We start from the raw sequence: 24,210 nt of genomic DNA, 5'->3' as shown, positions 1-24,210 counted from the left end.
GCAAAAATATTTAGCCCGATGGCCGTACAGGCCCTTGACATTGGGCAAAAAGGTATAATATTTGACACATCGGCAAGAGCGACAGCAGCACCTCCGGACCGGGCCCGCATGAAGGATCATGCGATTTGCCACCAGCGCAAGTGCCCAAAATACCGCAAGGACTGCATTCCAAATGATCGCCCCCACATCTTGCCTTGAGGCTTAGCGCCTCGTGCAGCCGCGTTGTTCGCCGCACTTGTTGCGATTGACCGCTGCAGTTCCCATGCGCCGGTGATGGCGCTTGCCAGTTTTCTTTGTGTGTTCTCTTTGCTCTGAGGGTGTCCATGCCAGCTACAAAGTCCGCGAAGTCGTCCGTCAAGTCGTCCACCAACACCAGCGCGGCCAAAAGTGCCAAAGCTACAGCAGCCAGCCCTGCCGCCAAACCGGCGGCCAAGCGTGCTACTGCTGCAGCAGGCAAAACCGTAAAAGCCAGTGCTGCGCCCACCCCAGCCAAGGCAGCGACGAAGAAGGTTAGCTCCGTGTCCGAAAAACAACGCCTGTCCCAGGCCGAACTGCTCAAGGCAGCCGATGCCCTGCTCAACGCAGGTGCCCCCAAAAAGCGCGCCGCCAAGAAAAGCGAAGCCGCCGATGAAGAGACCCCGGTGAAGGCCAAGGCCGCCACCAAGACTGCAGCCAAGGCCAAGACGGCCAAGGCCGAAGACGACAAGCCCAAGGCGCCTCGCAAGACGGCTGCCGCCAAGACCAAGGCCAAAGCCAAGGACAAGGGCGATGAAGATATCGACGATACCGACTTCTCGGATATCGAAGAAGACATCGCCGGCGACAGCGAAGAGGTGGTAGAGGCCTCGACCTCCTCCCCTGATGCGCCGACCGAGAAGGTCAAGCCGCTGCGCATGAAGGTCTCCAAGGCCAAGGAACGCGCATTGATGAAGGAGTTCGGCCTCGACGAAGCCGTGCTGACCGAAGAGGAAATGTCCACCCGCCGTCAGCGCCTGAAGGCCCTGATCAAGCTGGGCAAGACCCGCGGCTACCTGACCAATGCCGAAATCTCCGACCACCTGCCCGACAAGCTGGTCGATGCCGAGACGCTGGAAGTGGTGATCTCCATGTTGAACGACATGGGGGTGGCCGTCTACGAGCAGACGCCCGACGCAGAAACCCTGCTGCTGAACAACACCGGCCAGTCCGCGACCACCGAAGAAGAAGCCGAAGAAGAAGCCGAAGCGGCTTTGTCAACGGTGGATTCCGAGTTCGGCCGCACCACCGACCCGGTCCGCATGTACATGCGTGAAATGGGTACTGTCGAGCTGCTGACCCGCGAAGGCGAAATTGAAATCGCCAAGCGCATCGAAGGCGGCCTGCAGGACATGATGCTGGCCATCAGCGCATCGCCCGCGACCATTGCCGAGATTCTGGCGATGGGCGAAGAGATCCGCGAAGGCAAGGTCGTCATCTCCACCGTGGTGGACGGTTTCTCCGACGCCGACGAAAACGACGACTACGTCGCTGAAGAAGACTTCGACGAGTACGACGAGGAAGACGACGACGACGGCAAGGGCGGCTCCAAGGCGCTGACCAAGAAGCTCGAAGAGTTGAAGAACGAGGCGCTGTCGCGCTTTGCCAAGCTGCAGTCGCTGTTCGAGCAATTGCACGCCGCCTATGACAAGAGCGGCTACGGCTCGCCCCAGTACACCAAGGTGCAGGACCAGTTGTCGGCCGAGCTGATGACCATCCGCTTTACCGCCAAGACCATTGAAAAGCTCTGCGACATGCTGCGCGAGCAGGTCGACAGCGTGCGCCAGAAAGAGCGTGCACTGCGCAAGATCATTGTCGAGAAGTGCGGTCTGCCCCAAGAAAAGTTCATCCAGCTGTTCCCGGCCAACCTGCTCAACCTGCAATGGATCGAGAAGGAAGCGCAAGCGGGCAACAGCTGGAGCGCCATCATGGGCCGCAATATCCCGCCGGTGCAGGAGCTGCAGCAGAACCTGATCGACCTGCAGGCCCGCGTCGTCGTGCCGCTCGATGAGCTCAAGCTCATCAACAAGCGCATGAACGATGGTGAGCGCGCCTCGCGCAATGCCAAGAAGGAAATGATCGAGGCCAACTTGCGCCTGGTGATCTCCATTGCCAAGAAGTACACGAACCGTGGTCTGCAGTTCCTCGATCTGATCCAGGAAGGCAACATCGGCCTGATGAAGGCCGTGGACAAGTTCGAATACCGCCGCGGCTACAAGTTCTCGACCTATGCAACCTGGTGGATTCGCCAGGCGATCACGCGCTCCATTGCGGACCAGGCTCGTACCATCCGCATTCCGGTGCACATGATCGAGACCATCAACAAGATGAACCGCATCAGCCGCCAGCACTTGCAGGAGTTCGGCTTCGAGCCGGATGCCTCCATCCTGGCCGAGAAGATGGAGATCCCGGAAGACAAGATCCGCAAGATCATGAAGATCGCCAAAGAGCCGATCTCGATGGAAACGCCGATCGGTGACGATGACGACAGCCACCTGGGTGACTTCATCGAAGACAGCGCCAACACTGCGCCAGTCGATGCCGCGATGCAGGCCGGCCTGCGCGATGTGGTCAAGGACATCCTCGATGGCCTGACCCCCCGCGAGGCCAAGGTGCTGCGCATGCGCTTCGGTATTGAAATGTCCACCGACCACACGTTGGAAGAAGTGGGCAAGCAGTTTGATGTGACGCGCGAGCGCATCCGCCAGATCGAAGCGAAGGCGCTGCGCAAGCTCAAGCACCCCAGCCGCTCGGACAAGCTGCGCAGCTTCATCTGAACGACCTCAAGACCGATCCGGTCTTGTCCGCAAACCCCGCCTCGGCGGGGTTTGCTTTTTTGCACGCCTGCCCACGGCCCGAACGCCGGCATTCGCTTTGCGTCACAATCAGCGCCATGTCTTCCGATCTGCCCCGCGCCGTCCAGCAACTGCCCGCCACCGTGATCACGCCTGAGGCCTCGGTCTCGCGCTTGGATGCGGTTGCGGCCGAAGTGCCGGTGGCGCTGGTGTTCAACGGCATCTCGCATGCGGTGATGATGTGCAGCCCCCAGGACCTGGAGGTGTTTGCACTGGGCTTTGCGCTGTCCGAAGGCATCATCGACCAGGTGGCCGACTGCTATGGCATCGAGGTGCAGCCGCTGGCACCTTGCGGCACGGACCCGGAAGCACCGGGCATCAGCGTGGAGATGCAGATCGCCAGCCGCTGCTTTGTGCGCCTGAAGGAGCGGCGCCGCGCCCTCACCGGCCGCACCGGCTGCGGCATCTGCGGCATTGATTCGATGGACGCGCTGGACCTGGTGCCCGAGCCTCTGCCAGCGCTGGCGGATTGGGCCAGCCAGCTGGACCTGGCTGCGTTGCAGACGGCATTTTCTCAGCTGCCCGGGCTGCAGCTGCTCAACCAGCAGGCCGGCGCCGTTCATGCGGCTGGCTGGGCCACCCCCGATGGCCAATTGCAGGCCGCACTGGAGGATGTGGGCCGCCACAATGCGTTGGACAAGCTGCTGGGCCACATGGCGCAGCAACAGATGCTGGCCCAACCCGGCTTTGTGGTGATGACCAGCCGTGCCAGCTATGAGCTGGTGCGCAAATGCGCCCGCATGGGTCTGCCGGTGTTGGCCACCATCTCCGCCCCCACCAGCCTCGCCATCCAGGTAGCCAACCAGGCCGGCATGCGCCTGTTTGGCCTGTGCCGGGGTCCGCGCATGGTGCGCTACAGCGCCCATTGACCGGCTCGCTCCCCCCTGCAGACCAGGGCACGGGCCCGGGCGTGCGAGAGGGCCACTTCTGCGCTGCAGCGCCTTCTGGGCGGCCTTTGCACACTCAAAAACCGTAGCAATTGAACAACACTTAGGATGCCGCCTAGGCCCATTCGGCAGCTGCGCCTATACACCGCCGATGAAGAGCTATTAAACTTGTAGCAGATGTTGCCGCGACGCCGATCGCACCCTCTCAGTGGATTTGCATGCGAAGGCCTGGACCTCGCTCCTCAACACAGCGCAAGGAGACCCTTACATGAGCGCCAAGGAAAACACCGCCATCAACCAGCTCTTCGAGCGGTTGGAATGCCGCTACGCTTTGCGTGTGCTCTGGGCCTTGCGTGACGGGCATCCCCAGACCTTCCGCTTGCTGCAGGACAGTGTGGGCGGCATTACGCCCAATACGCTCAACACCCGCATCAAGGAGTTGCGCGAGGCCGGTTTCCTCGACCACAACAGCGATGGCTACACCGTCACCCCCTCCGGCCAGGACCTGCTCAAGCGCCTGTCTGATGTGCAGGCCTTCGCGACACGCTGGGTGGCAGCCCAGACCAAGAAGTAAATTCCCGCGCACCGAGGCCATTTTTGTCCTGCAGAGCCCGCCTTGTGCGGGCTCTGCGTTTGTGGGCGGGTATGATCGCAGCTGGTAGCAAAGCACTCACAAAGGAATCACATGACCACCGTCACCACCCCATCCGGCCTGCAGTACGAAGACACGGAAGTTGGCACCGGCGCCGAAGCGGCCAAGGGCAAGCAAGTCACCGTGCACTACACCGGCTGGCTCTACAACAATGGTGAGCAAGGCGCCAAGTTCGACTCCAGCAAGGACCGCAACGACCCCTTCGTGTTCCCGCTGGGCGCCGGCATGGTCATCAAGGGCTGGGACGAAGGCGTGCAAGGCATGAAGGTGGGCGGCAAGCGCACCCTGATCATCCCTGCGGAGCTGGGCTATGGTGCACGCGGCGCAGGCGGCGTGATTCCTCCGAACGCCACCCTCAAGTTCGATGTGGAACTGCTGAAGGTCTAAGACCCACATGCCTGCGGGCCTCTGAACCACCCCCATAAGAACTGCACATGGCGTCCAGCCTGTGCAGTTTTTTTCATGTCCGGGCCAGCCTGGCCTGCGCTATGGGGCGCGGGGCAAGGACTGCCGGGTGCAGCAGCTGACCGCCCAGGTCACGAAGATGCCCAGGGGCACACCAAACACCGCTGCCAATGTGGGCTGAATGCCCCACCACAGATGCGCAGAGGCCTGGGCGCCGGGCACCAGGCTGGTGATCGGCATGTTGACGACCATGTAGTACAGCGTAATTCCCAGCCCGGCCGCCATGCCGCACACGGCCCCGCGCCGCGTGGCACCGCGCCAGTACAGGCCCAGCAGCATGGCCGGCACAAAGGCGGCAGCGGCAATCGAGAATGAAGCGGACACCAGCACCAGAATGCCCGAGCTGCGCACCGACGCCACTGCGGCCGCAGCGAGCGCCACCATCAGCAATGTGAACTTGGACAGAATCACGCGCTGCTGCGGCGTGACCGACTTGCCGCGCTCGACCAGGTAGAGGTCACGCACCAGCGCGTTGCTGATAGTCAGCAGCAGGCCATCGGCGGTGGACAGCGCAGCGGCCAGCCCGCCGGCCGCCACCAGGCCCGAGACCACAAAGGGCAGGCCCCCCAACTCCGGCGTGGCCAGCATGATCAGGTCCGCACCAAGGTGGATTTCGCCCCATTGCACGATGCCATCGCCATTCGCATCCTCGATCGACAGCAAGGCATTGTCCATCCGCGTCCACTGCGCGATCCAGGCCGGCAACGCATCGAAATGGCTACCGACCAGGCTTTGCATCACCTCCAGCTTGACCAGCGCAGCGAGCGCCGGCGCACTGGTGTAGAGCAGCACCACGAAGAACAAGGTCCAGACCACCGAGCTGCGCGCAGCTGCCGGACTGGGCAGGGTGTAGAAGCGGGTGAGCAGATGCGGCAGACCGGCCGTGCCCAGCATCAGGCAGAACATCAGCGCCATGAAGTTACGGCGCGACAGGCTCTCCTGCTCCTGCGCGCTCTGTTCGGTGCCCAGCATCGGCGCATAGGGCAAGGTGTGCTGCGGCATGCCGCCCAGCGGCTGGGCACGGGCATAGTTCTCGCGCATGGCTGCCGTCCACAGCTCACGGGCGCTGGCCACGTCCTGCGGCAAGGCGGCCAGCTCGCGTCCTGCGGCCAGCACCTGGCTCAGGTCCGCATTGCTGATGCGCAACTGCTGCACTTTCTCGTGCAGGCGCGTGCGCTCCGCCTCCAGCGCAGCGGGGATGTTGCGCAGCCGCGATTCATACAGCATGCCCTTTTGCAGATAGACCAGTTCCACATCGCGCTCGGCCGGGTCGCTCAGCAGCTGCTTTTCCAGGTCGGCGATCTTGCCCAGGTCCTGGGTGTAGGCCACGGCGGCGACCGGGTTGCCCAGGCGCTGGTAGGCCAGCCACGACACCGGGATCAGGAAGGCCAGCAGGATCATCACGTACTGCGCGACCTGGGTCCAGGTGATGGCCCGCATGCCGCCCAGAAAGGAGCACACCAGCACACCGCCCAAGCCCAGCATGATGCCGATCTCGAACTGCACGCCGGTGAGCCGCGAGGCGATCAGGCCCACCGCATAGATCTGCGCCACCACATAGGAAAACGAGCACATCACCGCTGCCACCGCAGCAATCACGCGCGGCCAGCGCCCGCCATAGCGCAGTTGAAAGAAATCGGGCAAGGTGTAGAGATTGAGCGCCCGCAGCTGCGGCGCAATCAGCAGCGCCACCAATACAAAGCCGCCACTCCAGCCCAGCAGATAGGCCAGGCCCCCCGCTTGCTGGCTGGTGCCGGCAAAGCCCTGCAGGTACAGCGCGCCCGACAGCGACAAGAAGGAGGCCGCGCTCATCCAGTCGGCCGCCGTGGCCATACCGTTGTAGACCGGCGGTATGCGGCGCCCGGCCACGTAGTACTCCTCCGAATCGGCCGTGCGCCCCCAGACGCCAATGGCCGCATACATCATCACCGGGACAAACAGGAACAGCGGACCAATCCACTGGCGCGACAGACCGGCGCGCTCGGCCCAGGCGACCAGGCCGATGAAGCAGCCCAGGCCCAGCAAATACAGCACAAAGAACTTATGGTTTCGTGCCATGGTCATTGCGGGCAACCTGCACATCCTTCTCCGGGTGGCGGTGCATGTACAAGGCGTAGCCGCCAACCAGCAGCACATACAGCACCGGCAGCACCGATGCGCCGTACAGATAGGCCGTGCCATTGCCCCAGAGGGCATCGATCTCCGGCGCCCAGTACAGGCCGCCAAAAGTGCTGAGCACCAGCACCAGCAAGACCAGCAGCTTCATCGCGTTGAGCGGCATGGTCTCAAAGGGGGCGGGGTGGGTGTGCGAGGGATCCATCGGGGCCTTTCAAGCCGTATGACCGAGACAGCAGCAGGGTGCAGCCAGCATTCTTGCATTTTGTCGCAGATGGGACTGGTTTGCCCAGCGTCCTAGGGGAAGCACCGTAATGGGCTGCCGCAACGCTTTTGATAATTCCTGCGAAGGCCGGTGGCCACGCCTTAGCCAGGCCAGGACCCGCCGGTGACGACAACAACAGACAGGAGACAAGCAATGACCCTTCGCACATCTACCGCTGCTGCCAGCTTGCTGGCATGCGCCACCCTGGCCGTCCAGGCCGCCGGCATCTCCGATGACAAGGTCAAGATCGGTGTGCTCAGCGACATGTCGGGCCAGTACGCAGACTCGGGCGGCAAGGGCTCGGTGGAAGCGGCCAAGATGGCGGTCGAAGACTTTGGCGCCAAGGTGCTGGGCAAGCCGGTGGAAGTGGTGTTTGCCGACCACCAGAACAAGGCCGATATCGGCGGCACCAAGGCGCGCCAGTGGTGGGATGCCGAAGGGGTGGACATGATCGTCGACATCAACAACTCGGCCATTGCCGGTGCGGTGTTCACGATGGCCAAGGAGCGTGGCAAGGTCGCCATCAGCACGGGCGCGCTGTCCACCGGGCTGACCAATGAGTTCTGCGGCCCGACATCGATCCACTACACGGTGGATTCGTACTCGCTGGGCAAGTCTGCGGTACAGAGTATCCTGGCCCAGGGCAAGAAGGACTGGTACATCGTGGCCGTCGATTACGCCTATGGCAAGGTGACGGCCGCCACCGTCACCGACTTCGTCAAGGAAGGCGGCGGCAAGGTGCTGGGCACCGTCTACCACCCCTTCAATGCCAGCGATTTCTCGTCCTTCATGATGCAGGCCCAGGCCAGCAAGGCCCAGGTGATCGCACTGGCCAACGCCACGCAGGACACCGTCAACTCCATCAAGACGGCGCGCGAGTTCGGCATGACCAAGAACCTGACCTTTGTGCCCCAGCTCATCTATATCAACGATGCCCATGCCATGGGGCTGGAGCTGGGCCAGGGCCTGACGTTCGCGACCGCGTTCTATTGGGACCGCAACGATGCCTCGCGCGAGTGGTCCAAAAAATACCAGGCCCGCATGAAGAAAATGCCCTCGATGAACCAGGCCAGCGTCTACTCGGCCGTCACCCAGTATCTCAAGGCCATCGAGGCGGCTGGCACCGATGATGGCCTGGCGGTGACCAAGCAGCTCAAGACCATGAAGATCAACGACATGTTCTCGCAAAACGGCTATGTGCGCGAAGACGGCCGCATGGTGCATGACATGTTCCTGGTGCAGATGAAGACACCCAAGGAATCCAAGGGCCCCTGGGACTACTACAAGATCCTGGACACCATCCCGGGCGAGCAGGCTTTCCAGCCACTGTCCAAGAGCACCTGCTCGCTGGTGACGCAGAAGTAAGCGCGGCTTTCGGGCAGGCCCGCTGCAACGGCCTGCCCGCGAGGCTTACAAATAAATACGATTGGGTGCAGCGCCCTTTAACCCCTTGCGGGCGGATGGCGCGATTCAGGGCAGACCACCACTTCTGCAAAGCCCTGCCATGCACGCCCCCTCTGCCCCTGTTTCTGCGTTCTTCTCCGCTTGCCTACACCAGCGCCTCGGCATCAAAGCCCTGGCGTCACTCGCCCTGCTTGCTGGCAGCCTGGTGGGCGGCCTGCCCGCGCAGGCCAGCCAGCTGGCCGATGTGCAGATCATCGACCGCAGCAGTGGCCAACGCCTGCCTCTGTACTACCACCAGGGCGAGTACTGGGTGGCAGGCCAGCCGGGCAGCAGCTATGCCGTCGATATCAAGAACCGCAGCCGAGGCCGCATCCTCGCGGTGCTCAGCATTGACGGCATCAACGCCATCAGCGGCCAGGCAGCGGCTGCCGTGCCCGACGATGGCTATGTGCTGGGCGGCCGCCAGCAATGGGCCATCTCCGGCTGGCGCAAGAGCGACCAGCAGGTCGCCGCCTTCTACTTCTCGCACAGCGACGATTCTTATGCCGCACGCACCGGCCGGCCCCGCGACATCGGCGTGATCGGGGTCGCGGTGTTCCGCGAGCGCGAACCCCAGCCCCAGCCACCCATCCTGCGCAACCGCGAGGCGCAAAAAAGCTCGGCACCGGCCGCCGAGGCCAGCAGCGCCGACAGCGCAGCGCCAGCGATGCCGCCACCCGCCAGCCCCGCCGCCTCCGCCGCGCCCAGTGCCCCGGTCGCTGCAGAATCCCGCCAGGCCACCGCACCCGCTGCCCCGGCACCGGTGGCGCCGCGCCTGGGCACCGGCCATGGTGCACTGGAGCGCTCTGTGACGCGGACCACCCAGTTCCACAGCGCCAGCAGCAGCCCGGCGCACATCATCCGCATCCGCTATGACAGCCATGCCAACCTGGTGGCCCAGGGCATCATCCGCGCGCCGCAGTCCGCAGCGCAGCCGGCGCCCCGCCCTTTTCCGGCATCGCCGTCGGGCTATGTACCTGATCCGCCTGCCTATTGACGGCCTGCATGCGCGGACAAGGCGGTGCGGGGGCGTGCGATTTTCTCCACAGTCGCCACCCGCAAGCACAGGCTTTTGCATAATCTGCCGCATGCAAGCCGAGATGCCAGACGACCAAGCGCTGATGCTGGCCTACGCCAGCGGTCAGGTGGCGGCGTTCGAGCAGCTCTACCAGCGCCACAGCCAGCGCTTGTGGCGTTATTTTTTCCGCAATACCGGCAATGCCGCGCTGGCCGATGACCTGGCGCAGGAGACCTGGTTTGCCGTGGTCGATGGCGCCGCCCGCTACCAGCCGCAGGCACAGTTCACTACCTGGGCCTTCACCTTGGCCCACCACAAGCTGGTGGACCACTGGCGCCGCCACAAGGCCCACCGCAGCCTGGATGAAGAGGACAGCGAAGGCATGCGCCTGGCCGAGACCTTGTTTGCCAACTCCGGCTTTGACCCCGAGCGCCTGCAGGGCCGCAAGGACCTGGCGCGCGCGCTGCTCGACGCCCTGGCCCAGTTGCCCCCCGAACAGCGCGAGACATTTTTGCTGCAGGCCGAAGCCGATATGTCCTTGGCCGAGATCGCGGCGGCCACACAGGTGACCCAGGAAACGGCCAAAAGCCGCTTGCGCTATGCCCGCGCCAAACTGCGCCAGGCCATCGAGGTGACCGCATGAACGCCCCGCAAGACCCCAAGCGGCCCGATACGCTGGCCGACCTCTACCGTGAGGCCAGCGCGCAGGATGCCGGCCCCAGCGATGCCAGCACCGCGCGCATCCTGGCCCATGCGCGTGCGAAAGCAGCACAGAACCCCGCCGCTGCGCCTGGCGATCTGGACGGCGCCGGCCAACAAGGCCAGTACTTCGGTGGCGAGGCCGCCAACGACCGCCGCTGGTGGCTGCAGGCACTGGGCAGCCTGGCCGCCATTGGCCTGGTCAGCTGGCTGGCGCTGCAGCAGCTGCATGAACCCGGCGCACCGCAGCTGGAAGCCCCGCAGATGGACAGCGCACCCAGCGCAGCATCGGCACCGCCTCCGCCACCTGGCGCGCCCCCGGCACCTGCCGCCGCAGACAGCGCAGCGGCCCCCGGCAGCGCCAAGATGCGCAGCGAAGCCGCACCGATGGGCAAGGCAGCAAGCCCTGCCACCGGCGCGGCGCCCGCGCCTGCGCCCGCCTCTGCCGCTAACGCAGGCGCGGGCAGCGCCAAAACCAGCCCCGCGCCTGCCCGCGCACCCGCGCCGCAGGCAGAGCGCCGCACGCTCCCGGCACCTGCATCCACACCTGCGCCTGTTGCCCCTCCCCTTCCCGCACCTGCCGCAGCCGCTGTGGCACCCGCATACCCTGCGGCCCCACCCGCTGCCAGAAAGCAGGCAGCCGAAGCAAGTCGCGCAGCCGAGCGGCCAGCCCCCACCAATGCAGCGGCAGCGGCAGCCTCAGAAGCCAGCGCCCCACTTGCCGCTGCACCCACCCTGCCTTTATGCGGTCCCGATCTGGATGCCAAGGCGCTGGCCGAACAGCGCCGCCGCATCCAGGTCTATGACCAGGCATTGGCCGCTGGCCTGCCCGTGCCTGTGCCGGCGCCATTGTGCCGCCCAGCGCCCGCCCATGAGGCAGCGCCTGCACAGCCGGTTGACAGCCGCTGAGGCGCCGCCCAACGGCGCGTGTGCATAAAAAAACAGGCCTGCATAGGGCAGGCCTGTTGGCGTTGTACCAGCGAAGAGGCAGCGCAGGGTTGACGCCGCACTACGCCACCAGGTCGTAGAGCCCATAGCCAAAACCGGCAACACCGATGGCCAGCAGCAGGCAGGAGGCCACCAGCAAGATGCGCTTTTCGCGGGCGGGAGAAATCAAGCGGCGTACCAGCAGCGCAATCAGCCCGAGCATGCTGAAATCCAGCACCACCCAGATGACGGTGAGCACCGCCAGGCTGTGGTCAGGCGCAGGCAGCACGCCGATGAACTGGGGCAGAAATGACGCAAAGAAAATGATGTCCTTGGGGTTGGAGACACCGAGGATAAAGCCCTGGCTGAAGCCGCCCTGCTTGCTGCCCGTGGCAGGTTCTGCAGACATGGCAGTGCCAGTTTGGGCATCCATGGCCCAGGCATCGCCGACCATGCCCCACGCGATCCAGACGATGTAGAGGCAGCCCGCCAGGCGCACCAGCTTGAACGCGGATTCATCGATGACCAGCAAGCCCTTGATCAACAGCGCCGACAGGAAAATCAGCACCAGCGAGGCCAGGTTGGTACCGCAAATAGTGGCAAACGCCCGGCGCATGCCACCCACCAGCCCGGCACGGGCCACCAGCAAGGTCACCGGGCCCGGGGTGACCAGCAAGGTAATGACCGACAGCGCGAACAGAAAAACCAGCGATAGATTGAGATCAGACATGGGCTGCGAACTGGGGAGATAGTGCGTGCCTGCGGCGCAGGCCAAAGCGAACGATTGTGCCGCCAAGCCCCGCGTCAATCAATGCACGGCAGCCGTGGTGAACGCTATTGCGACCGCTACGACCGCGCCACCACCGCTGAAGCCCGGCGAAGCGGCACCACGCGCGCACCTGATAACCAGCAGGTGGCCCGAAGCGTTCTGCGGCATGCCATGCGCCTACAGCGCAATGCCCAGGTCGTCCCAATCTGCCAGCTTGCCGCCGGCGGCGCTGAATTTTTGGTAGGCACTTTGGCGCTCGGCATCAATGTCGGTATTGCTTGCGCCGCGCTTCCAGTATCCGGCGATGGACACATCCGCCTTGTCCATGCCGAGCTCGGTTTGAAAATACTTGCGGATAGCGCGCATCTCATCGCGCTCGCCCGCACCCCAGATCAGATACTGCGCAGGGGACTGCAACTGGCGCGCCTGTTGGAGCAACAGGTCGGTGCCATGCGCTGGCAGCCGCTGCAGCTGCAGGCCAGGCACTGTCGGCAATTCCCCAATCCCATGCAGATCATCACTGGCGATCCAGCCTACGCCTTGAACCCCTGCGGGCCAGCGGCGCAGGATCGCGTAGAGCGCAGGCAGTGCCGAGTCATCGCAGAACAGCGCCACCGGGCGTCCTTCGCCCCGGGGCAGCACGATATTGCCACGGGGGCCTGTCAGCCGCACTTGTTGGCCAATGGCCGCCTGTGCGGCCCAGCGCATCATCGGGCTGTCACCTCCATGCATCACCACATCGAACTCCGCGCAGCGCGTATGCGGCGCAAAGCTTCTGACGGTGTAGACACGCGAGATGGCAGGCCATTGCGGATCAGGATAGACCCGGAAGGCGACGTTCACGCCGTCCCACACCGGGTCGTTGCCGACGTCACCCAGATGCATGCCGACCCGCAAGGTATGCGGTGACGGGTGCTTGAGCGAAATGATCGTGGCATCGAGCAGATGCAGTCCGCGTTGGTGCTCGGTGTCACGGCGCACATCGGGGGCCGCTTGGCTGCTAGAGGGCTGGGAAGGGTGGGAAGAATGGGACATCGACATACAGACCGCGCGGGCCATCGATAGCGTGGAAAAGAGCTTGGCTGGCTGGCAGGCCTTAGAGGCCGACCGGTGGCTAGCAAAAACGACCTTGGAGACGCTGAGGTCCCGGGTCGCCCCACGATGAAACAGATGCCGAGAGCAGCGCCGTGGCTGCATCTCTCGATGGGCTGATGATAAACCAGTTGAGAATGAATATCATTTAATACCCATGTAGCGCACGCAGCCTTTGTCCCGCTTTCAAGCCGCCTTGGAGCTTTCCACCATTTCCAGCGCGGCGCCATGCGGCACGCGCACCAGGCGGTTCGCATCGACGCCGTTGCTCACGGCAATCGCTACCAAACGCGTATAGGCGGCGTCATCGATGCTGGGCGTGCGCGAGAGAATCCATGCGTATTTCGCCCCGTCGCCCACCACCACCGCATGGCCTGCATCATGATCGACGTAGACCACATGGTAGCCCGCATAAAAAGGACGAAAGAAAGAAACTTTCAACGAGCCGACTTCCGGCCCTGCCAGCAGCTTGGCGACCGCTGTTGCGGATTTCCACCGCCCGTTCGCCGGATCGAAGCCGCGATTGGTCACCTGCACCGTGCCGTCGCTTTGCAACACATAGTCGGCGGTGCAGGAGGTCAGACCCCTCTCAAACACATAGTCGATTCGGGCCAGCTCATACCAGTGGCCCATGTACTGCTCCGCATCAAAGTCCTGCACGGGGCGCACATTCTGAGGCACCCGTACCCGCTGGCCGGCATACCACAGCGCCGAGACGGCGGCTGTCAACACCATGGCCAGCGGAAATGACGAGGTTTTGGCGGTGGCCGCCGCCCGAGGGGTACTGCGCATTGGGGCTCCTTTGAACAAAACCCTGTTGTACCGCGCATGCCGTGGCAGCGGCGTAGGCCCGGCCAATGCGAGGGTCTAGGTGGATTCTGACAACGCAGCGCCCGCAGCGGGACGCGGCCCGCCCTCACTCGGGCTGGCGCTGCTCCGCTGGGGAGCCATCCTTGCGCGGCACCACATTCTTGGGGAGCACCATCAACACGAACAGCGCAAACAAGGCGCAGAGAATGGCAGCTGCCTCCTCCCCTGCGCCCACAGCCATGCCGATCGCCGCAGTGAACCAGATCCCCGCAGCGGTCGTCAGGCCTTTCACATCCTCGGTGCTCTCCTTGGCCGGCTTCAGAATGGCACCGGCGCCTAGAAAACCGACACCGGCCACCAGCCCCTGGATCACGCGGCTCGAATCCATAGGCGTCATGCCCATCAGCTGCGCCACCGCGAGGAAAGTGGCAGAACCCATCGCCACCAGCATATGGGTGCGTAAACCTGCGGCCTTGCCGCTGGCTTCTCGTTCATAGCCCAGCATGCCGCCCAGCAATGCCGCCAGCAACAACTTAAAAATAATGCGTGTGGCTTGGGCCAGATCCGTGAGGTCGGACAGTTCACCAGCCACGGTATTGACAATGGTCTGGAAAGCAGAGTCAGAAGAATTCATCGCACAAGCCTTGGTGCATAACGCAGCAAAGCGGCCATGCATTCAGGGCCGCTCGCCAACACATTAAAAACCTCCCCGGTGTGAACCGGAGAGGCCGCCTTGATTACCAGCGGTAGTTGTTCTTGGTTTCCCAGTCTTTTACCTGCTGCTCGGCTGCATCCTTGGCAATGCCTTCGCGCTCCTGGATGCGCCCCACCAATTGTTCACGCTGGCCATCGACGACATCCAGATCATCATTGGTCAATTTGCCCCATTGCTCCTGCACCTTGCCTTTGAACTGCTTCCAGTTGCCCTTGATCGTGTCTTCGTTCATCAGTCACTCCTTGATGGTTTGAGGGTTAAAAGATTGGCGTGCAACCAGTGTCACACCATCGCTAGTCCGGTATTGCAGTCGTGCAAGCTGCATGGCCGTAAGGGCTCTCCCACAGCCATCGCTGAACGGACGATTTGTGCCTAAGTCACGTCAGACCAAAGCTTTTTCTATGGGAATTCGATACCCAGTACATGCGCCGCAGCGCATACTGGCGGTGGCGACGAGGAGCGGCCTCGCATAGAACCGGCATTCCAGCGATATTCAAGGAGTTGAAAGCCATGACATATGCATCCAAACCCCTTCCAGCTCAGGCACTGAGCCAGGAAGAGATTCAAGCCCGTTATGAAAGGGACCGAATTTCCTATCCCGATGGTGTTCCCGACTCCCGTATTACCTGGATAGAAAGGCCAGAATACAAAGGCAATGAACTCAGCTACCGCGGCCAGAAGCCCAAGACCATCGTGACCCTGGGCAGTAGCGCGAGCCCCAGCACCCCATCCTGAGTGCCTCCAAGTGTGCAAGCAAGCATGGCCCTCCATGGGTGCTGGCAGATGCTCCATTTCTCTGTCCAACAGCCCTCTGCCGAGGGCTTTTTCATGCGCGCAGGGAGCAGGCGCCGCATCTCGCACTGCGCCCCTGGGTTGTAAGCTTGTATTAGGACTCGGGTGCTAGCATCAAGGCTCGCAACATAACCCTGTCTCTATCTGATGTCTCCGCTGAACGATGCGCCATTTGCGCACGCCACCCCGCTTGCAGGAAAGCTCTCCAACCGCGCATTCAACGCCCTGGCCCGCCACAACATCACGACCGTGGAAGCAGTCATTGCGGCCTACCCCGAGCGGCTGCTCAAACTGGCCGGTTTTGGCCTGCAGTCGCTGCGAGAGGTCGAAGCGGTGTTCTTCCCCGGCCAGTGCTATCTGGCTGACCTCAAAGATGGCCAACGCCCCTCGAAGAAAATGCATATTGCAGCGCCTGCAGGATTAGGACTGGCTTCAACCGCCTGAATACAGGCTCAACCGCCACGCAAGACAAACCGGTACGCGCCGGTCCCCCCGCCCACCTTGGTGCGCTCCCGTACAGCGAGCGCCTCGATGCGAAGACCGTGCAAAACGCGATGATTCCCGTCACCCATCCACACTGTTTGCGGCAGATGAAGGCAGCATGCTTTTGGGCTCTATAAGATACTGCGAAGAGCATGCATGAATGGAGCTACAGATGGCAGTAACGCAGTGGTTGAAACGCGCACCGGGCCTGGGCGCAGCATCGCTTTTGCTGGTCTGCCATATGGCTGCAGCGCAAGCGGTGCCCGCATCTGCATACCCCGATGCCGCAGACAGCGATCCCGTCAAACTGGGCTGGATGGTCGGATCGCCGCCGCCTGCGAACCGCATTCTGCGGTTTGAAGACGGCTCCTATTTCCAATTTCCCGCGATGCGCTGGAGTGTGGCGCACTTTCGCGAGCTGATGCCGACCGTGAATGTTTCACGCGGCCTGCGGCCTGCCGCCCCATTGCCGAGGGCTTTGCGTGACGATATCGACGGCTTGGAATTCAAGCGCCTGGATACCGGAGAAACCATGCGTTGGCGTGACGCGCTGGCCGCCAACTACACCGACGGCATTGTCGTGCTGCACCAAGGCCGCATCGTTTACGAACGCTATGCCGGCGCACTCCAGCCCGATGGCCAGCATGCAGCGATGTCGGTCACCAAGTCCTTTATCGGCACCTTGGCAGCGATGCTGGTCGCGGAAGGAAAGCTCGACCCTGAACGCAAGGTGGCGGACTATGTGCCGGAACTCTCCAAATCAGCCTTTGGCAGCGCCACCGTGCGCCAGGTGATGGACATGACCACCGGCGTCCGGTTCAGCGAAGACTATGCCGATCCCAACGCGGAGGTCTGGGCCCATGCGGCCGCAGGCAATCCCTTGCCCAAACCCAAAGACTTCAGCGGCCCCCGCAGCTACTACGAGTTTCTGCAGACCGTACAACCGCAAGGCCGGCACGGCGAGGCCTTTGGCTACCGCACCGCCAATACCGATGCGCTCGGTTGGATCATCGCGCGGGTCAGCGGCCAATCCGTCGCGCAGCTGTTGTCCAGCCGGATCTGGAGCCGCCTGGGCGCCGAGCAGGATGCATATATGTCGGTAGACGCAACCGGCACCCCGTTTGCCGGCGGGGGCCTGAACACAGGCCTGCGAGACCTTGCGCGCTTTGGCGAAATGGTCCGCAACAAGGGCTTTTTCAACGGACAGCAGATCATTCCCGCTGCAGCCATCGCAGATATCCGCCAAGGCGGCAAGCCAGCCGATTTCGCCAAAGCCGGCTACACCCTCTTGCCCGGCTGGAGCTATCGCAATATGTGGTGGATCACGCACAACGACCACGGCGCCTTTGCCGCGCGCGGCGTACATGGCCAGGCGCTCTATATCGATCCGAAAGCGGAAATGGTCATTGCCCGATATGGCTCACACCCGGTGGCCGGGAATGCGGCGAATGACCCGACATCGTTGCCGGCGTTTGAAGCGTTGGCGCTGCATTTGATGCGAACTCGGCGCTGATGCACGCCGGCGAAAACATCGCCAGCTAAGTGCCCACGCAGGTTCTTTCGATGGCCATTAAAAGGATGAAAGAACCCTGTACTTGATGGAGCTTCCCGGCAACTCAAGCACTTGGATACGCGCCGTCCGGAATTGGATCTCCATGGGAAGTGCCTCTACGTCATAGGCCACATCCTGAGAAAACGCCGGGGCCTATAAAGTCACCGGCGTACTCGCGGTACAGCAGCCTCAGAGTCTTGCCCGCAGAACCCAAAAACACCAACTCATTGCGAAAGGCTTCAGGCCGAGGAATGGACTTTTCTACCGCTCTAATCGCAATGGGGCGAGGCAAGTCGTTGTGCAACCATACGGAGTCCGCCGGTACCATGACCTCCGTCACATGGCCATCGGCCGTGAGACCAGAAAAGCATGTGGGTTTGATGGCCACACCGAGTAGATTGCGCATTGTCATACGCTCTGTACAGCAGGCCTCTTTCGAGTCTGCTACTGCCTTGACCAGATAATCAGTCTGGGAGACGTCTACGGGAGCCCCCCCCAATCCTTCCAGAATACGGTTCGGCGAGCTGCATGCCAGATTTCTTCCAGACCTTGTATTGCGACAGCACGGCAGAGCCAACAGTGGCAGTGGAGGCACTTCCAATCATCGGATCTGTGCCGGTAGTTGGCTCAACACTTGGCGCCTTCTGTACTTGGATGGTGGTACAAGCAGACAGAAGCCAATTTCTGAAGTCGATTCCTGGAGCTTAGCAGCGATGCCGCAATGGGGCGCTCAGTTTATCTACAGCATCTCCGTGATCCGGAGATGGCGGGTCGCGTGTTGTCCCCTGCTGCGGTCGGTACTGTAAGATCCCGCTCATTTGCTTAGGAGATTGAATTGATTCGCCATCTGATTGCCACGCTCTGTCTCGCAGCTGCTGCCAACGCAAACGCATACTCCGGCAATGACCTCCTTAACGACCTCACAAGTACCAAGCGTTATGGTGTTACGCCTGGCAACGCATTGCACGACGGGGTTGGAATGGGATATATCATGGGTGCGAGTGACATGCTGATCCAATCCGAGGCCGTATGCTATCCCAAGAACATAAAAAATGGACAAATTAGCGCAGCGGTGCAGAAGTATTTGGAAGGAAACCCCGAAAAGAGAGATTCGCAGGCGGCGCTTCTCGTTTATATAGCCCTTACAGTGAACTTTCCTTGCAAGAAGTAGTCTTTTAGAATTTACATTTCTGCATTTATTAATCCGGATGGCATCACCACAACCGAGATTGCCCTCGCGTTAAGACCGCCAGCTTTGGGCCTAGCACTCTAGTTCAAAGCATTATGACAGATAATAAATTTTTAGAGATAAAACGCATAAAACCTCTTCCCCACACCGAATCAAAATTTTCATTTTTGATTTCCATCACCCGCAGCGCTTCCAGATAGACGTGCATTTCATTCTTTCCAGCATACAACGATAGAGCTGCCGATACTTCAAGAAGACCTTATTGAGAATTGCACTTTCTCAAAGCAAGTTCTAACTACATCAACTCCAAAACTGCCAGTGCAACAGTTTCACCCGCGACGCCAGGATTCCTGGATCATGTGACATATACAGTACGGGCGTGGTGTCCATGCGCACATGCTCATGCCAGACGTGGAAGGCGAAGGACTTGGGCAACGTCTGGGCCGTATCCCTGATCGCGCTTCAGGTAAAAATCAGGGCTTCAGAATGCGCATTCTTGTACCGGGCCCGTACCGACCGGATGCACATTTCTCAATGTGCAGGCTCTAGCGCATTAGTCACTCTGGATGGAATCAACGAAGCCTACTCTCTCAGCCTGTACCGCTGGATGTGGGCCGATGTCCCTTCATCCAAGCCAGCGCCAAGAGCACGCTCAGCGCAAAAATCCCGCATTGCTCGGCATTCCAAGAAGGGCAGAACCAGCACCACTGGTCAATTGCATGCACGCCTGGCGCATGAAGCTTTCAGCCCTGGGATAGCCTAGCCGCAGCTGTGCAGCGCACTGCGATGGCAACCCGATCTAATGACAAGGCCTTCTGCAAATACTGCACATAACGCAAGGACGCATTGCCATGGGTAGCAGACGCGGCACACCTACGCGACCAACGCCCTGCGCGCCGGCGTGAACCCGACCTGCATCGCGAGGCAGATGGGACACAAGAACGCAAAGATGCTTTCACCGTCGCCCCAGTGGGATTGACGGCTCAGATCGGGCGCAGGATAAGCAAAGCTTGAAAAGCAGCGCAGAAATGAAAAAACCGCCCAGAAGGCGGTTTGTTCAAAATAGAAACCTTGGAGAGGTTTCTTACCAAATCCCTGTTATCCTGAAGTCTGGTTCTCTTCAGAGGGAAAATTTGGTAGGCGCGATTGGACTCGAACCATAAATCCAGGGGAACGGGGACACATCCTGTCGCTTCATCGCTATGGAGCATGCGACAGCAATCGACCCGAATCCCCATCTAGTTCCCTGAAAAGTACCCTGGGAACTCCAGCACCATCCGCAAGCGACCAGAACGCCGCTTGCCCGCAGCTCCAGCGCGAGGCTATCGCCGCTCCGGGGCGGCGCCAGAGCGAGGCACCTGCCGCCCTAACCCGGCGAGCCCCACATCTCGACGACATCTCCCCACGACTGCCTTGCGCTCGATGGGGCTTCTTTAAAACTAGACCTCATTTAGCAAAACGATCTTCCCCAACTTTTCGCCTAGCTTATCCAATTGCTTATTTAGAGAAATAACAGCATATGCATAAGTTGCATCTAATGCCAACTTAAAATCATCCAGCTCTCCCAAAGGAATAGCCAAAGTCAGGAAGTGCTTTATCACGAACCTGTCATTCATTTCTTTAACCCCAAGATTGGCAAGTATCAAATTGCTATTATCGTTGTGAGCCACATACTTGTGCCGAATCTTGAGAATGCGTTCATGAGCTGTCAATGCATTGCTTCCAGCAGCAAAAACCTTTTTTGCATCTAGCACAACCTGACCTTTTCCACTGCTTGTGTAAGATTTGCTGTACTGAAGAATGAACGAAGAGAAAAGAGACAGGTCTGCATAGGTATCTTTTAGAATATCTGGAGTCGAGCCCCGGTCCTTGAGCTGGCTTAGGTAGTGAGATGCACTCGCAATTTGAAAAAGAACACCATGCCACTGTTTAAGACGCTCGAATCGGTCATCATTAAGACCATATCCCCCTTTTTCCATGGAAGATTTATGTAGTTGGAGATCTACTTCATTCATAAGATATATCTATTTTGAGAGGTGAAAAAACAGGGCTTGACTCACATTCTGACAGAGTTTCCAAAACCAAAAAACATATAGCAGCTATTGTTAGTATGTAGCCTGATGTTGATTTCTCGGACCTGCATTGTAGGCGTGGAAAATCAGATTAGAGGTCGAGTAGGAATCCACAGTGCCCGTTTGCGATTGTGTGCAAACTGCCAGTTTCAGCCAACCCGGCAAAACCGCAGTGTGTCAACTCAGAACAGGGCTTTGTCAATTTAAAACTGGTGTTCGTCAACCTTCAGCCCCAGAACTGCCCATGCAACAGCTTCAGCCGGGACGCCAGCGTCTCCGGATCGTGCAGCATGTGGAGGACAGGGGTTGTGCCAATGCTCACATGCTCATACCAAATGTGAAAGGCGCGGGCCTTGGGCAGCATCTGAGCTGTGTCCCTGATTGCTCCCGCGATCGAGTTGGCGGTGAAGCTCAGGGCTTCTGAATGCTCATTCATGACCCTGGCCAGATACTGACCGGGCGCGCTTTTTTCGATGTGCAGGCTCTGGATCATTTGTCACTCCGGATGGGATCAACGGCCCCTATTTTCTCCACTGTCTCAGCGCTGGATGTAGGCTGAATCCAATGGATCCACAACCCCTTCATCCAGGCCAGCGCATAGAGCACGCTGACCGCGAAGATGCCCCATTGTTCGGCTTTCCATGAGGCGTAAAACCAGAACGGCTGGCCCAGCATGCCGAAGATGCACGCCCAGCGCCTGAAGCTCTCAGCGCGGGCCTGCGACAGCCAGGCGGCTGCTGCTCCGAGCACCGCGATAGCAACCTGATCAATTTGCATGGGTCATCTCAAACACTGTATAAAAATACAGTTTAACCATCACTCCATAGCCCCACAAACGAAAAAAGAGCCTCCCCAGTGCCGCGATGGCGCCGGGGAGGCTCTTTCTATTTGGCAGGGAGATTGAAGCGCAGAGCTAGCAACCCAGCGCAGCTCGGCTGTCCAGTATTGCATTGCGCTGGCGAGTTGTGGTGTCGTCTGCATTCGCGGCGCATAGCAGAGCATCACACAATTGCCAAGGTTTCAGCGCACCGATCCTGCTTAGAACACCTTCACGATACAACTTGGCGAACTCATAGGAGTCCATGTCCTCAAGCTCCCGTAGATCAAGCCAACTATGCTTGTCCAAGCCATTCCCAAGCACACCAAGTGAGAACGAGGGGTATGGCAGTCCGTGGAAGCAGGCTGGATCAGTAGGTCTATCGTTCTGGCGGCTTGTCAGGAGCCGATAGACATAGTCGCCGCCAGCACCCACTGCCAAAATCAGGAGGTACTTCCTTTTGAACTCGTCGTTATCGAGATAGTAAGCGTCGTGACTCCAGACTTCACCGACCTTCATCATCAAACACCCAGGGACTCGATAGCTTTGGCACGCATCAAATCCAAATGCCTGTACATCAAGATGGCGTCTTTGTTCTCCGTCTCATCGCTAATCGCAAGCTCATACGGGATAGGATTAGATTTGCCTGCGCCGTTATTCCAAATCTTGGTCCATGCCCCATTTTCAGCATGCGTAACATCGATCATGGCAGCAGAGCGCACCTCTTTGAACCTCTCGGCAAGACCTTGCATCACGCGCAACTGACGGGGCGTGAAATCCGAGTCATCAAAGTGACGCTTTGGTTTAACAGTTTGGCGCACAAAGTCTATCTCCTGCTCAGGGACAACTTGAACTGCTTCAGCGAATTCCCCATGAGGCTCGTCCCATTGATCGTACAGCACGGTAGGAACGGGGCCCATCTTCCATGCAGAGTACTGAGCACCTGTAATGCTCTTGCCGGTCAAGCGGAAGTGCTCAAAGTCCATCAGATACAGGAGTTTGAACAGCTTGATTTTTCCGCAGAACTCTGTGTTCTCTGCGAAGTAGAGAACTGCATTTATAAGGCGGTTGCGGTTGATCTTAGACATGTTGTTTGCCCCAAGGAGTTGAAATCGCCAGAGTGTCTCGGCTGCACTCCTTGCGACTTTGGACTGTGCACGGGCCAGGATCTGCCAACGAGAGCGGCTTGAATACGCAGTACACGCTGCGTTAGGCGCTTGAGACAGAATCCATTTACATAAACACAGAAATTCTACACCGCTAGGCAAAAGCGGCAACTAGTCAGGCCTTAGCGCCCGGCGCAGGCCTGGTCGCTGTCGTCACCGCTCAGCCGGCGCTCGATGTTCACCTGGTCGCACAGTGCGGCTACTTCGGCATCCCGTCGTCTAAGATCACCTCCGAGGCTTGCGACCACGCCGAGGCCTTGTGCAAGCTGTCGGTCGAGGGCTGCGGCTTTATCTGCAAGATCGCTGCGGGCAGCGGCGTCGGCTTGGGCTTGCGCACGATAAGTGGCGGCTCGGCTGTCGGTGTCGCGGTGCAGGCGCTCAGCGCGGGCAAGCTCAGCGCGCACATCAACATCAATGCCAGTCTTGAGGTTCGCCAGGCGGTCGGCGTTGTAGATGGTGTCTTGGGCATGCTTGCTCTCCTTGATCGCGGTTTGGTTTTCGTCTGTGCGTGCGGCTTCGGCCCGGGTGGCCGTGCCCTGGGCCTGCTCGGCGCGCAGCTCGGCGATGGTCTTGCTGGCCTGCCAGCTTTTGACCACCCAGACGGCGGAGAAGGCCAGCGCGGCGATGGCGGCGGCCAGGATGAGTTTTATCTGCAGGGTCATGATTGCTCCCCAAGGCACTTTGCCTGGCGCTCCAGTTGCCGGGTCCACACGCCTTTGCAGCCTTTCGGGCCCCAGTTCTGCGGCAGCGAGCAATCTCGGCCCGCTTGCTTCCGCCAGGCCGGCAGCGCATTGCAGGCCTGCAGATACTCGCCATTAAGCAGGTGCCGGCGCATGGAACTGGCCCGCCAGTTGGTGATGCCAAACTGGTAGGTGAAGTCCATGTACAGGTCATACTCGCCCTGGGTGAGCTTCACCCCTGGCAGGCTGGCCCGGAACATGGCTTCGTCCTTGCTCTTGTGGTCACGCACGATCTGCAGGGCCCTTTCCTTGCTGATGGGCGGGTCTGCCAGAGTCACGCGGGTGCCGTCTTCGTAGACCGTGGAGCCATAGCCAATGGTCGGCACATCGCCCTGCGTGGGGATGTAGGGTGTAGAGCGGAAGCCCTCCGCGCCGAACAAGCTCAGGATCGCCGCAGCAGAAACAGTCAGGGCCGCCACTGCGACCCGTTGCTTGTTGCTCATGACAGGTCCGCCCTCTGCGTCTCGCTCATCTGGCGGTACTCGTCCAGCGTGATGATGCGCGGGCCCAGCCGTGGCTTGACCCAGCCCCAGCGTTCAAACGCCGGCCGCCACAGCTTCTTCCAGAACCACTCACAAATGAGCAGCACCGTGTAGAGTGCCGCCACGATAGAGGCAATGGTCCCCCACGGAATGGAGTTCACCCAGAACCAAGTCTCAAAGCTGGAATTGA

At 60.6% G+C, this 24,210-nt stretch carries 26 protein-coding genes; 12 read left to right on the top strand and 14 right to left on the bottom strand.

The features are described 5' to 3' along the window. The first annotated feature begins 323 nt into the window (after positions 1–323). The 4 genes from rpoD (at position 324) to ACCQ08_RS22540 (ending at position 4,796) form a co-directional block, all read left to right on the top strand. Positions 324–2,792, top strand: coding sequence for an RNA polymerase sigma factor RpoD (gene rpoD, locus ACCQ08_RS22555; protein WP_239808791.1), 2,469 nt, complete (start codon positions 324–326; stop codon positions 2,790–2,792). A 116-nt stretch (positions 2,793–2,908) separates the two neighbouring features. After that, a complete protein-coding gene (gene fdhD, locus ACCQ08_RS22550) occupies positions 2,909–3,739 on the top strand; it encodes a formate dehydrogenase accessory sulfurtransferase FdhD (protein WP_312836160.1) in 831 nt (276 codons plus the stop codon). Positions 3,740–4,025: 286 nt separating this feature from the next. Beyond that, positions 4,026–4,331: a helix-turn-helix domain-containing protein gene (locus tag ACCQ08_RS22545; protein ID WP_027010615.1), complete on the top strand. Its 306-nt coding sequence runs from the start codon at positions 4,026–4,028 to the stop codon at positions 4,329–4,331. Between the two features lie 111 nt (positions 4,332–4,442). Next, the gene (locus ACCQ08_RS22540; RefSeq protein ID WP_133858562.1) at positions 4,443–4,796 is read left to right on the top strand and encodes an FKBP-type peptidyl-prolyl cis-trans isomerase; all 354 of its coding nucleotides are present in this window, start codon (positions 4,443–4,445) and stop codon (positions 4,794–4,796) included. 99 nt (positions 4,797–4,895) lie between these two features. On the opposite strand, the gene ACCQ08_RS22535 is transcribed toward ACCQ08_RS22540, so the two are convergent. Together ACCQ08_RS22535 and ACCQ08_RS22530 are read right to left on the bottom strand one after the other, a co-directional pair. Next, complete coding sequence (locus ACCQ08_RS22535) at positions 4,896–6,932, bottom strand: VC_2705 family sodium/solute symporter (RefSeq protein WP_239808793.1); 2,037 nt, start codon at positions 6,930–6,932, stop codon at positions 4,896–4,898. Continuing rightward, positions 6,916–7,194 (bottom strand): hypothetical protein, encoded by a 279-nt coding sequence (locus ACCQ08_RS22530; RefSeq protein ID WP_239808794.1) that lies wholly within the window; start codon positions 7,192–7,194, stop codon positions 6,916–6,918. The genes ACCQ08_RS22535 and ACCQ08_RS22530 overlap by 17 nt, the downstream gene beginning before the upstream one ends. Positions 7,195–7,407: 213 nt before the next feature. Here ACCQ08_RS22530 and ACCQ08_RS22525 point away from each other — a divergent pair, with 213 nt between their 5' ends. From ACCQ08_RS22525 to ACCQ08_RS22510, 4 genes are all read left to right on the top strand, one after another. Then, complete coding sequence (locus ACCQ08_RS22525; RefSeq protein WP_312415237.1) at positions 7,408–8,619, top strand: ABC transporter substrate-binding protein; 1,212 nt, start codon at positions 7,408–7,410, stop codon at positions 8,617–8,619. Positions 8,620–8,758: 139 nt separating this feature from the next. Then, complete coding sequence (locus ACCQ08_RS22520; RefSeq protein WP_373451059.1) at positions 8,759–9,694, top strand: hypothetical protein; 936 nt, start codon at positions 8,759–8,761, stop codon at positions 9,692–9,694. A gap of 103 nt (positions 9,695–9,797) precedes the next feature. Continuing rightward, positions 9,798–10,358: a sigma-70 family RNA polymerase sigma factor gene (locus ACCQ08_RS22515; protein ID WP_239808797.1), complete on the top strand. Its 561-nt coding sequence runs from the start codon at positions 9,798–9,800 to the stop codon at positions 10,356–10,358. Further along, positions 10,355–11,323 (top strand): hypothetical protein, encoded by a 969-nt coding sequence (locus tag ACCQ08_RS22510; RefSeq protein WP_373451058.1) that lies wholly within the window; start codon positions 10,355–10,357, stop codon positions 11,321–11,323. The genes ACCQ08_RS22515 and ACCQ08_RS22510 overlap by 4 nt, the downstream gene beginning before the upstream one ends. 100 nt (positions 11,324–11,423) lie before the next feature. On the opposite strand, the gene ACCQ08_RS22505 is transcribed toward ACCQ08_RS22510, so the two are convergent. The 5 genes from ACCQ08_RS22505 to ACCQ08_RS22485 all read right to left on the bottom strand — a co-directional run bounded on the left by ACCQ08_RS22505 (position 11,424) and on the right by ACCQ08_RS22485 (position 14,959). Further along, the gene (locus ACCQ08_RS22505) at positions 11,424–12,071 is read right to left on the bottom strand and encodes a LysE family translocator (RefSeq protein ID WP_312462925.1); all 648 of its coding nucleotides are present in this window, start codon (positions 12,069–12,071) and stop codon (positions 11,424–11,426) included. Between the two features lie 216 nt (positions 12,072–12,287). After that, a complete protein-coding gene (locus tag ACCQ08_RS22500; protein WP_373451057.1) occupies positions 12,288–13,145 on the bottom strand; it encodes a siderophore-interacting protein in 858 nt (285 codons plus the stop codon). Between the two features lie 243 nt (positions 13,146–13,388). Next, on the bottom strand, positions 13,389–13,994 hold the full coding sequence (locus ACCQ08_RS22495) for a lipocalin family protein (protein ID WP_373451056.1): 606 nt from the start codon (positions 13,992–13,994) through the stop codon (positions 13,389–13,391). A gap of 124 nt (positions 13,995–14,118) precedes the next feature. Then, positions 14,119–14,646, bottom strand: a complete 528-nt coding sequence (locus ACCQ08_RS22490; RefSeq protein ID WP_239808802.1) for an MgtC/SapB family protein — start codon at positions 14,644–14,646, stop codon at positions 14,119–14,121. Positions 14,647–14,749: 103 nt separating this feature from the next. Then, positions 14,750–14,959 (bottom strand): CsbD family protein, encoded by a 210-nt coding sequence (locus ACCQ08_RS22485; RefSeq protein ID WP_133859091.1) that lies wholly within the window; start codon positions 14,957–14,959, stop codon positions 14,750–14,752. Between the two features lie 278 nt (positions 14,960–15,237). Here ACCQ08_RS22485 and ACCQ08_RS22480 point away from each other — a divergent pair, with 278 nt between their 5' ends. The 4 genes from ACCQ08_RS22480 (at position 15,238) to ACCQ08_RS22465 (ending at position 18,725) form a co-directional block, all read left to right on the top strand. Then, the gene (locus ACCQ08_RS22480) at positions 15,238–15,462 is read left to right on the top strand and encodes a hypothetical protein (protein ID WP_239808803.1); all 225 of its coding nucleotides are present in this window, start codon (positions 15,238–15,240) and stop codon (positions 15,460–15,462) included. A 204-nt stretch (positions 15,463–15,666) separates the two neighbouring features. After that, entirely contained in the window at positions 15,667–15,963 is a 297-nt protein-coding gene (locus ACCQ08_RS22475; RefSeq protein WP_239808804.1) for a DNA-directed RNA polymerase subunit alpha C-terminal domain-containing protein, read from the top strand. Between the two features lie 280 nt (positions 15,964–16,243). Next, complete coding sequence (locus ACCQ08_RS22470; RefSeq protein ID WP_373451077.1) at positions 16,244–17,515, top strand: serine hydrolase domain-containing protein; 1,272 nt, start codon at positions 16,244–16,246, stop codon at positions 17,513–17,515. A gap of 874 nt (positions 17,516–18,389) precedes the next feature. Continuing rightward, positions 18,390–18,725 (top strand): Rap1a/Tai family immunity protein, encoded by a 336-nt coding sequence (locus ACCQ08_RS22465; RefSeq protein ID WP_373451055.1) that lies wholly within the window; start codon positions 18,390–18,392, stop codon positions 18,723–18,725. A gap of 1,457 nt (positions 18,726–20,182) precedes the next feature. On the opposite strand, the gene ACCQ08_RS22460 is transcribed toward ACCQ08_RS22465, so the two are convergent. The 7 genes from ACCQ08_RS22460 to ACCQ08_RS22430 form a co-directional block, all read right to left on the bottom strand. Then, positions 20,183–20,758, bottom strand: a complete 576-nt coding sequence (locus ACCQ08_RS22460; protein ID WP_373451054.1) for a hypothetical protein — start codon at positions 20,756–20,758, stop codon at positions 20,183–20,185. A 283-nt stretch (positions 20,759–21,041) separates the two neighbouring features. Next, on the bottom strand, positions 21,042–21,308 hold the full coding sequence (locus ACCQ08_RS22455; RefSeq protein WP_373451053.1) for a hypothetical protein: 267 nt from the start codon (positions 21,306–21,308) through the stop codon (positions 21,042–21,044). Next, positions 21,305–21,592 (bottom strand): hypothetical protein, encoded by a 288-nt coding sequence (locus ACCQ08_RS22450; protein WP_373451052.1) that lies wholly within the window; start codon positions 21,590–21,592, stop codon positions 21,305–21,307. The genes ACCQ08_RS22455 and ACCQ08_RS22450 overlap by 4 nt, the downstream gene beginning before the upstream one ends. A 561-nt stretch (positions 21,593–22,153) precedes the next feature. Continuing rightward, the gene (locus tag ACCQ08_RS22445) at positions 22,154–22,720 is read right to left on the bottom strand and encodes a Panacea domain-containing protein (RefSeq protein WP_373451051.1); all 567 of its coding nucleotides are present in this window, start codon (positions 22,718–22,720) and stop codon (positions 22,154–22,156) included. A 200-nt stretch (positions 22,721–22,920) separates the two neighbouring features. Then, positions 22,921–23,460 (bottom strand): hypothetical protein, encoded by a 540-nt coding sequence (locus tag ACCQ08_RS22440; protein WP_373451050.1) that lies wholly within the window; start codon positions 23,458–23,460, stop codon positions 22,921–22,923. Next, entirely contained in the window at positions 23,457–23,981 is a 525-nt protein-coding gene (locus ACCQ08_RS22435) for a glycoside hydrolase family protein (RefSeq protein ID WP_373451049.1), read from the bottom strand. The genes ACCQ08_RS22440 and ACCQ08_RS22435 overlap by 4 nt, the downstream gene beginning before the upstream one ends. Beyond that, positions 23,978–24,210 (bottom strand): hypothetical protein (locus ACCQ08_RS22430; RefSeq protein ID WP_373451048.1); only part of this gene is annotated, 233 nt, incomplete at its 5' end. The genes ACCQ08_RS22430 and ACCQ08_RS22435, both read right to left, overlap by 4 nt.

This window comes from Comamonas sp. SY3, assembly GCF_041730275.1.
GTDB lineage: Bacteria > Pseudomonadota > Gammaproteobacteria > Burkholderiales > Burkholderiaceae_C > Comamonas > Comamonas sediminis.
The sequence above is the reverse complement of the archived record's forward strand: the minus strand, read 5'-3'. Positions and strand labels throughout refer to the sequence as shown.

Coding starts and splice junctions, on each gene's coding strand:
- ACCQ08_RS22445 (WP_373451051.1), bottom strand. CDS start 22,720: ATGTCTAAGATCAACCGCAACCGCCTTATAAATGCAGTTCTCTACTTC.
- ACCQ08_RS22450 (WP_373451052.1), bottom strand. CDS start 21,592: ATGCAAATTGATCAGGTTGCTATCGCGGTGCTCGGAGCAGCAGCCGCC.
- ACCQ08_RS22460 (WP_373451054.1), bottom strand. CDS start 20,758: ATGAATGAAGTAGATCTCCAACTACATAAATCTTCCATGGAAAAAGGG.
- ACCQ08_RS22505 (WP_312462925.1), bottom strand. CDS start 12,071: ATGTCTGATCTCAATCTATCGCTGGTTTTTCTGTTCGCGCTGTCGGTC.
- ACCQ08_RS22540 (WP_133858562.1), top strand. CDS start 4,443: ATGACCACCGTCACCACCCCATCCGGCCTGCAGTACGAAGACACGGAA.
- ACCQ08_RS22485 (WP_133859091.1), bottom strand. CDS start 14,959: ATGAACGAAGACACGATCAAGGGCAACTGGAAGCAGTTCAAAGGCAAG.
- ACCQ08_RS22455 (WP_373451053.1), bottom strand. CDS start 21,308: ATGATCCAGAGCCTGCACATCGAAAAAAGCGCGCCCGGTCAGTATCTG.
- ACCQ08_RS22520 (WP_373451059.1), top strand. CDS start 8,759: ATGCACGCCCCCTCTGCCCCTGTTTCTGCGTTCTTCTCCGCTTGCCTA.
- ACCQ08_RS22490 (WP_239808802.1), bottom strand. CDS start 14,646: ATGAATTCTTCTGACTCTGCTTTCCAGACCATTGTCAATACCGTGGCT.
- rpoD (WP_239808791.1), top strand. CDS start 324: ATGCCAGCTACAAAGTCCGCGAAGTCGTCCGTCAAGTCGTCCACCAAC.
- ACCQ08_RS22530 (WP_239808794.1), bottom strand. CDS start 7,194: ATGGATCCCTCGCACACCCACCCCGCCCCCTTTGAGACCATGCCGCTC.
- ACCQ08_RS22515 (WP_239808797.1), top strand. CDS start 9,798: ATGCCAGACGACCAAGCGCTGATGCTGGCCTACGCCAGCGGTCAGGTG.
- ACCQ08_RS22435 (WP_373451049.1), bottom strand. CDS start 23,981: ATGAGCAACAAGCAACGGGTCGCAGTGGCGGCCCTGACTGTTTCTGCT.
- ACCQ08_RS22500 (WP_373451057.1), bottom strand. CDS start 13,145: ATGTCCCATTCTTCCCACCCTTCCCAGCCCTCTAGCAGCCAAGCGGCC.
- ACCQ08_RS22545 (WP_027010615.1), top strand. CDS start 4,026: ATGAGCGCCAAGGAAAACACCGCCATCAACCAGCTCTTCGAGCGGTTG.
- ACCQ08_RS22510 (WP_373451058.1), top strand. CDS start 10,355: ATGAACGCCCCGCAAGACCCCAAGCGGCCCGATACGCTGGCCGACCTC.
- ACCQ08_RS22535 (WP_239808793.1), bottom strand. CDS start 6,932: ATGGCACGAAACCATAAGTTCTTTGTGCTGTATTTGCTGGGCCTGGGC.
- ACCQ08_RS22480 (WP_239808803.1), top strand. CDS start 15,238: ATGACATATGCATCCAAACCCCTTCCAGCTCAGGCACTGAGCCAGGAA.
- ACCQ08_RS22470 (WP_373451077.1), top strand. CDS start 16,244: ATGGCTGCAGCGCAAGCGGTGCCCGCATCTGCATACCCCGATGCCGCA.
- ACCQ08_RS22475 (WP_239808804.1), top strand. CDS start 15,667: ATGTCTCCGCTGAACGATGCGCCATTTGCGCACGCCACCCCGCTTGCA.
- ACCQ08_RS22495 (WP_373451056.1), bottom strand. CDS start 13,994: ATGCGCAGTACCCCTCGGGCGGCGGCCACCGCCAAAACCTCGTCATTT.
- ACCQ08_RS22525 (WP_312415237.1), top strand. CDS start 7,408: ATGACCCTTCGCACATCTACCGCTGCTGCCAGCTTGCTGGCATGCGCC.
- fdhD (WP_312836160.1), top strand. CDS start 2,909: ATGTCTTCCGATCTGCCCCGCGCCGTCCAGCAACTGCCCGCCACCGTG.
- ACCQ08_RS22440 (WP_373451050.1), bottom strand. CDS start 23,460: ATGACCCTGCAGATAAAACTCATCCTGGCCGCCGCCATCGCCGCGCTG.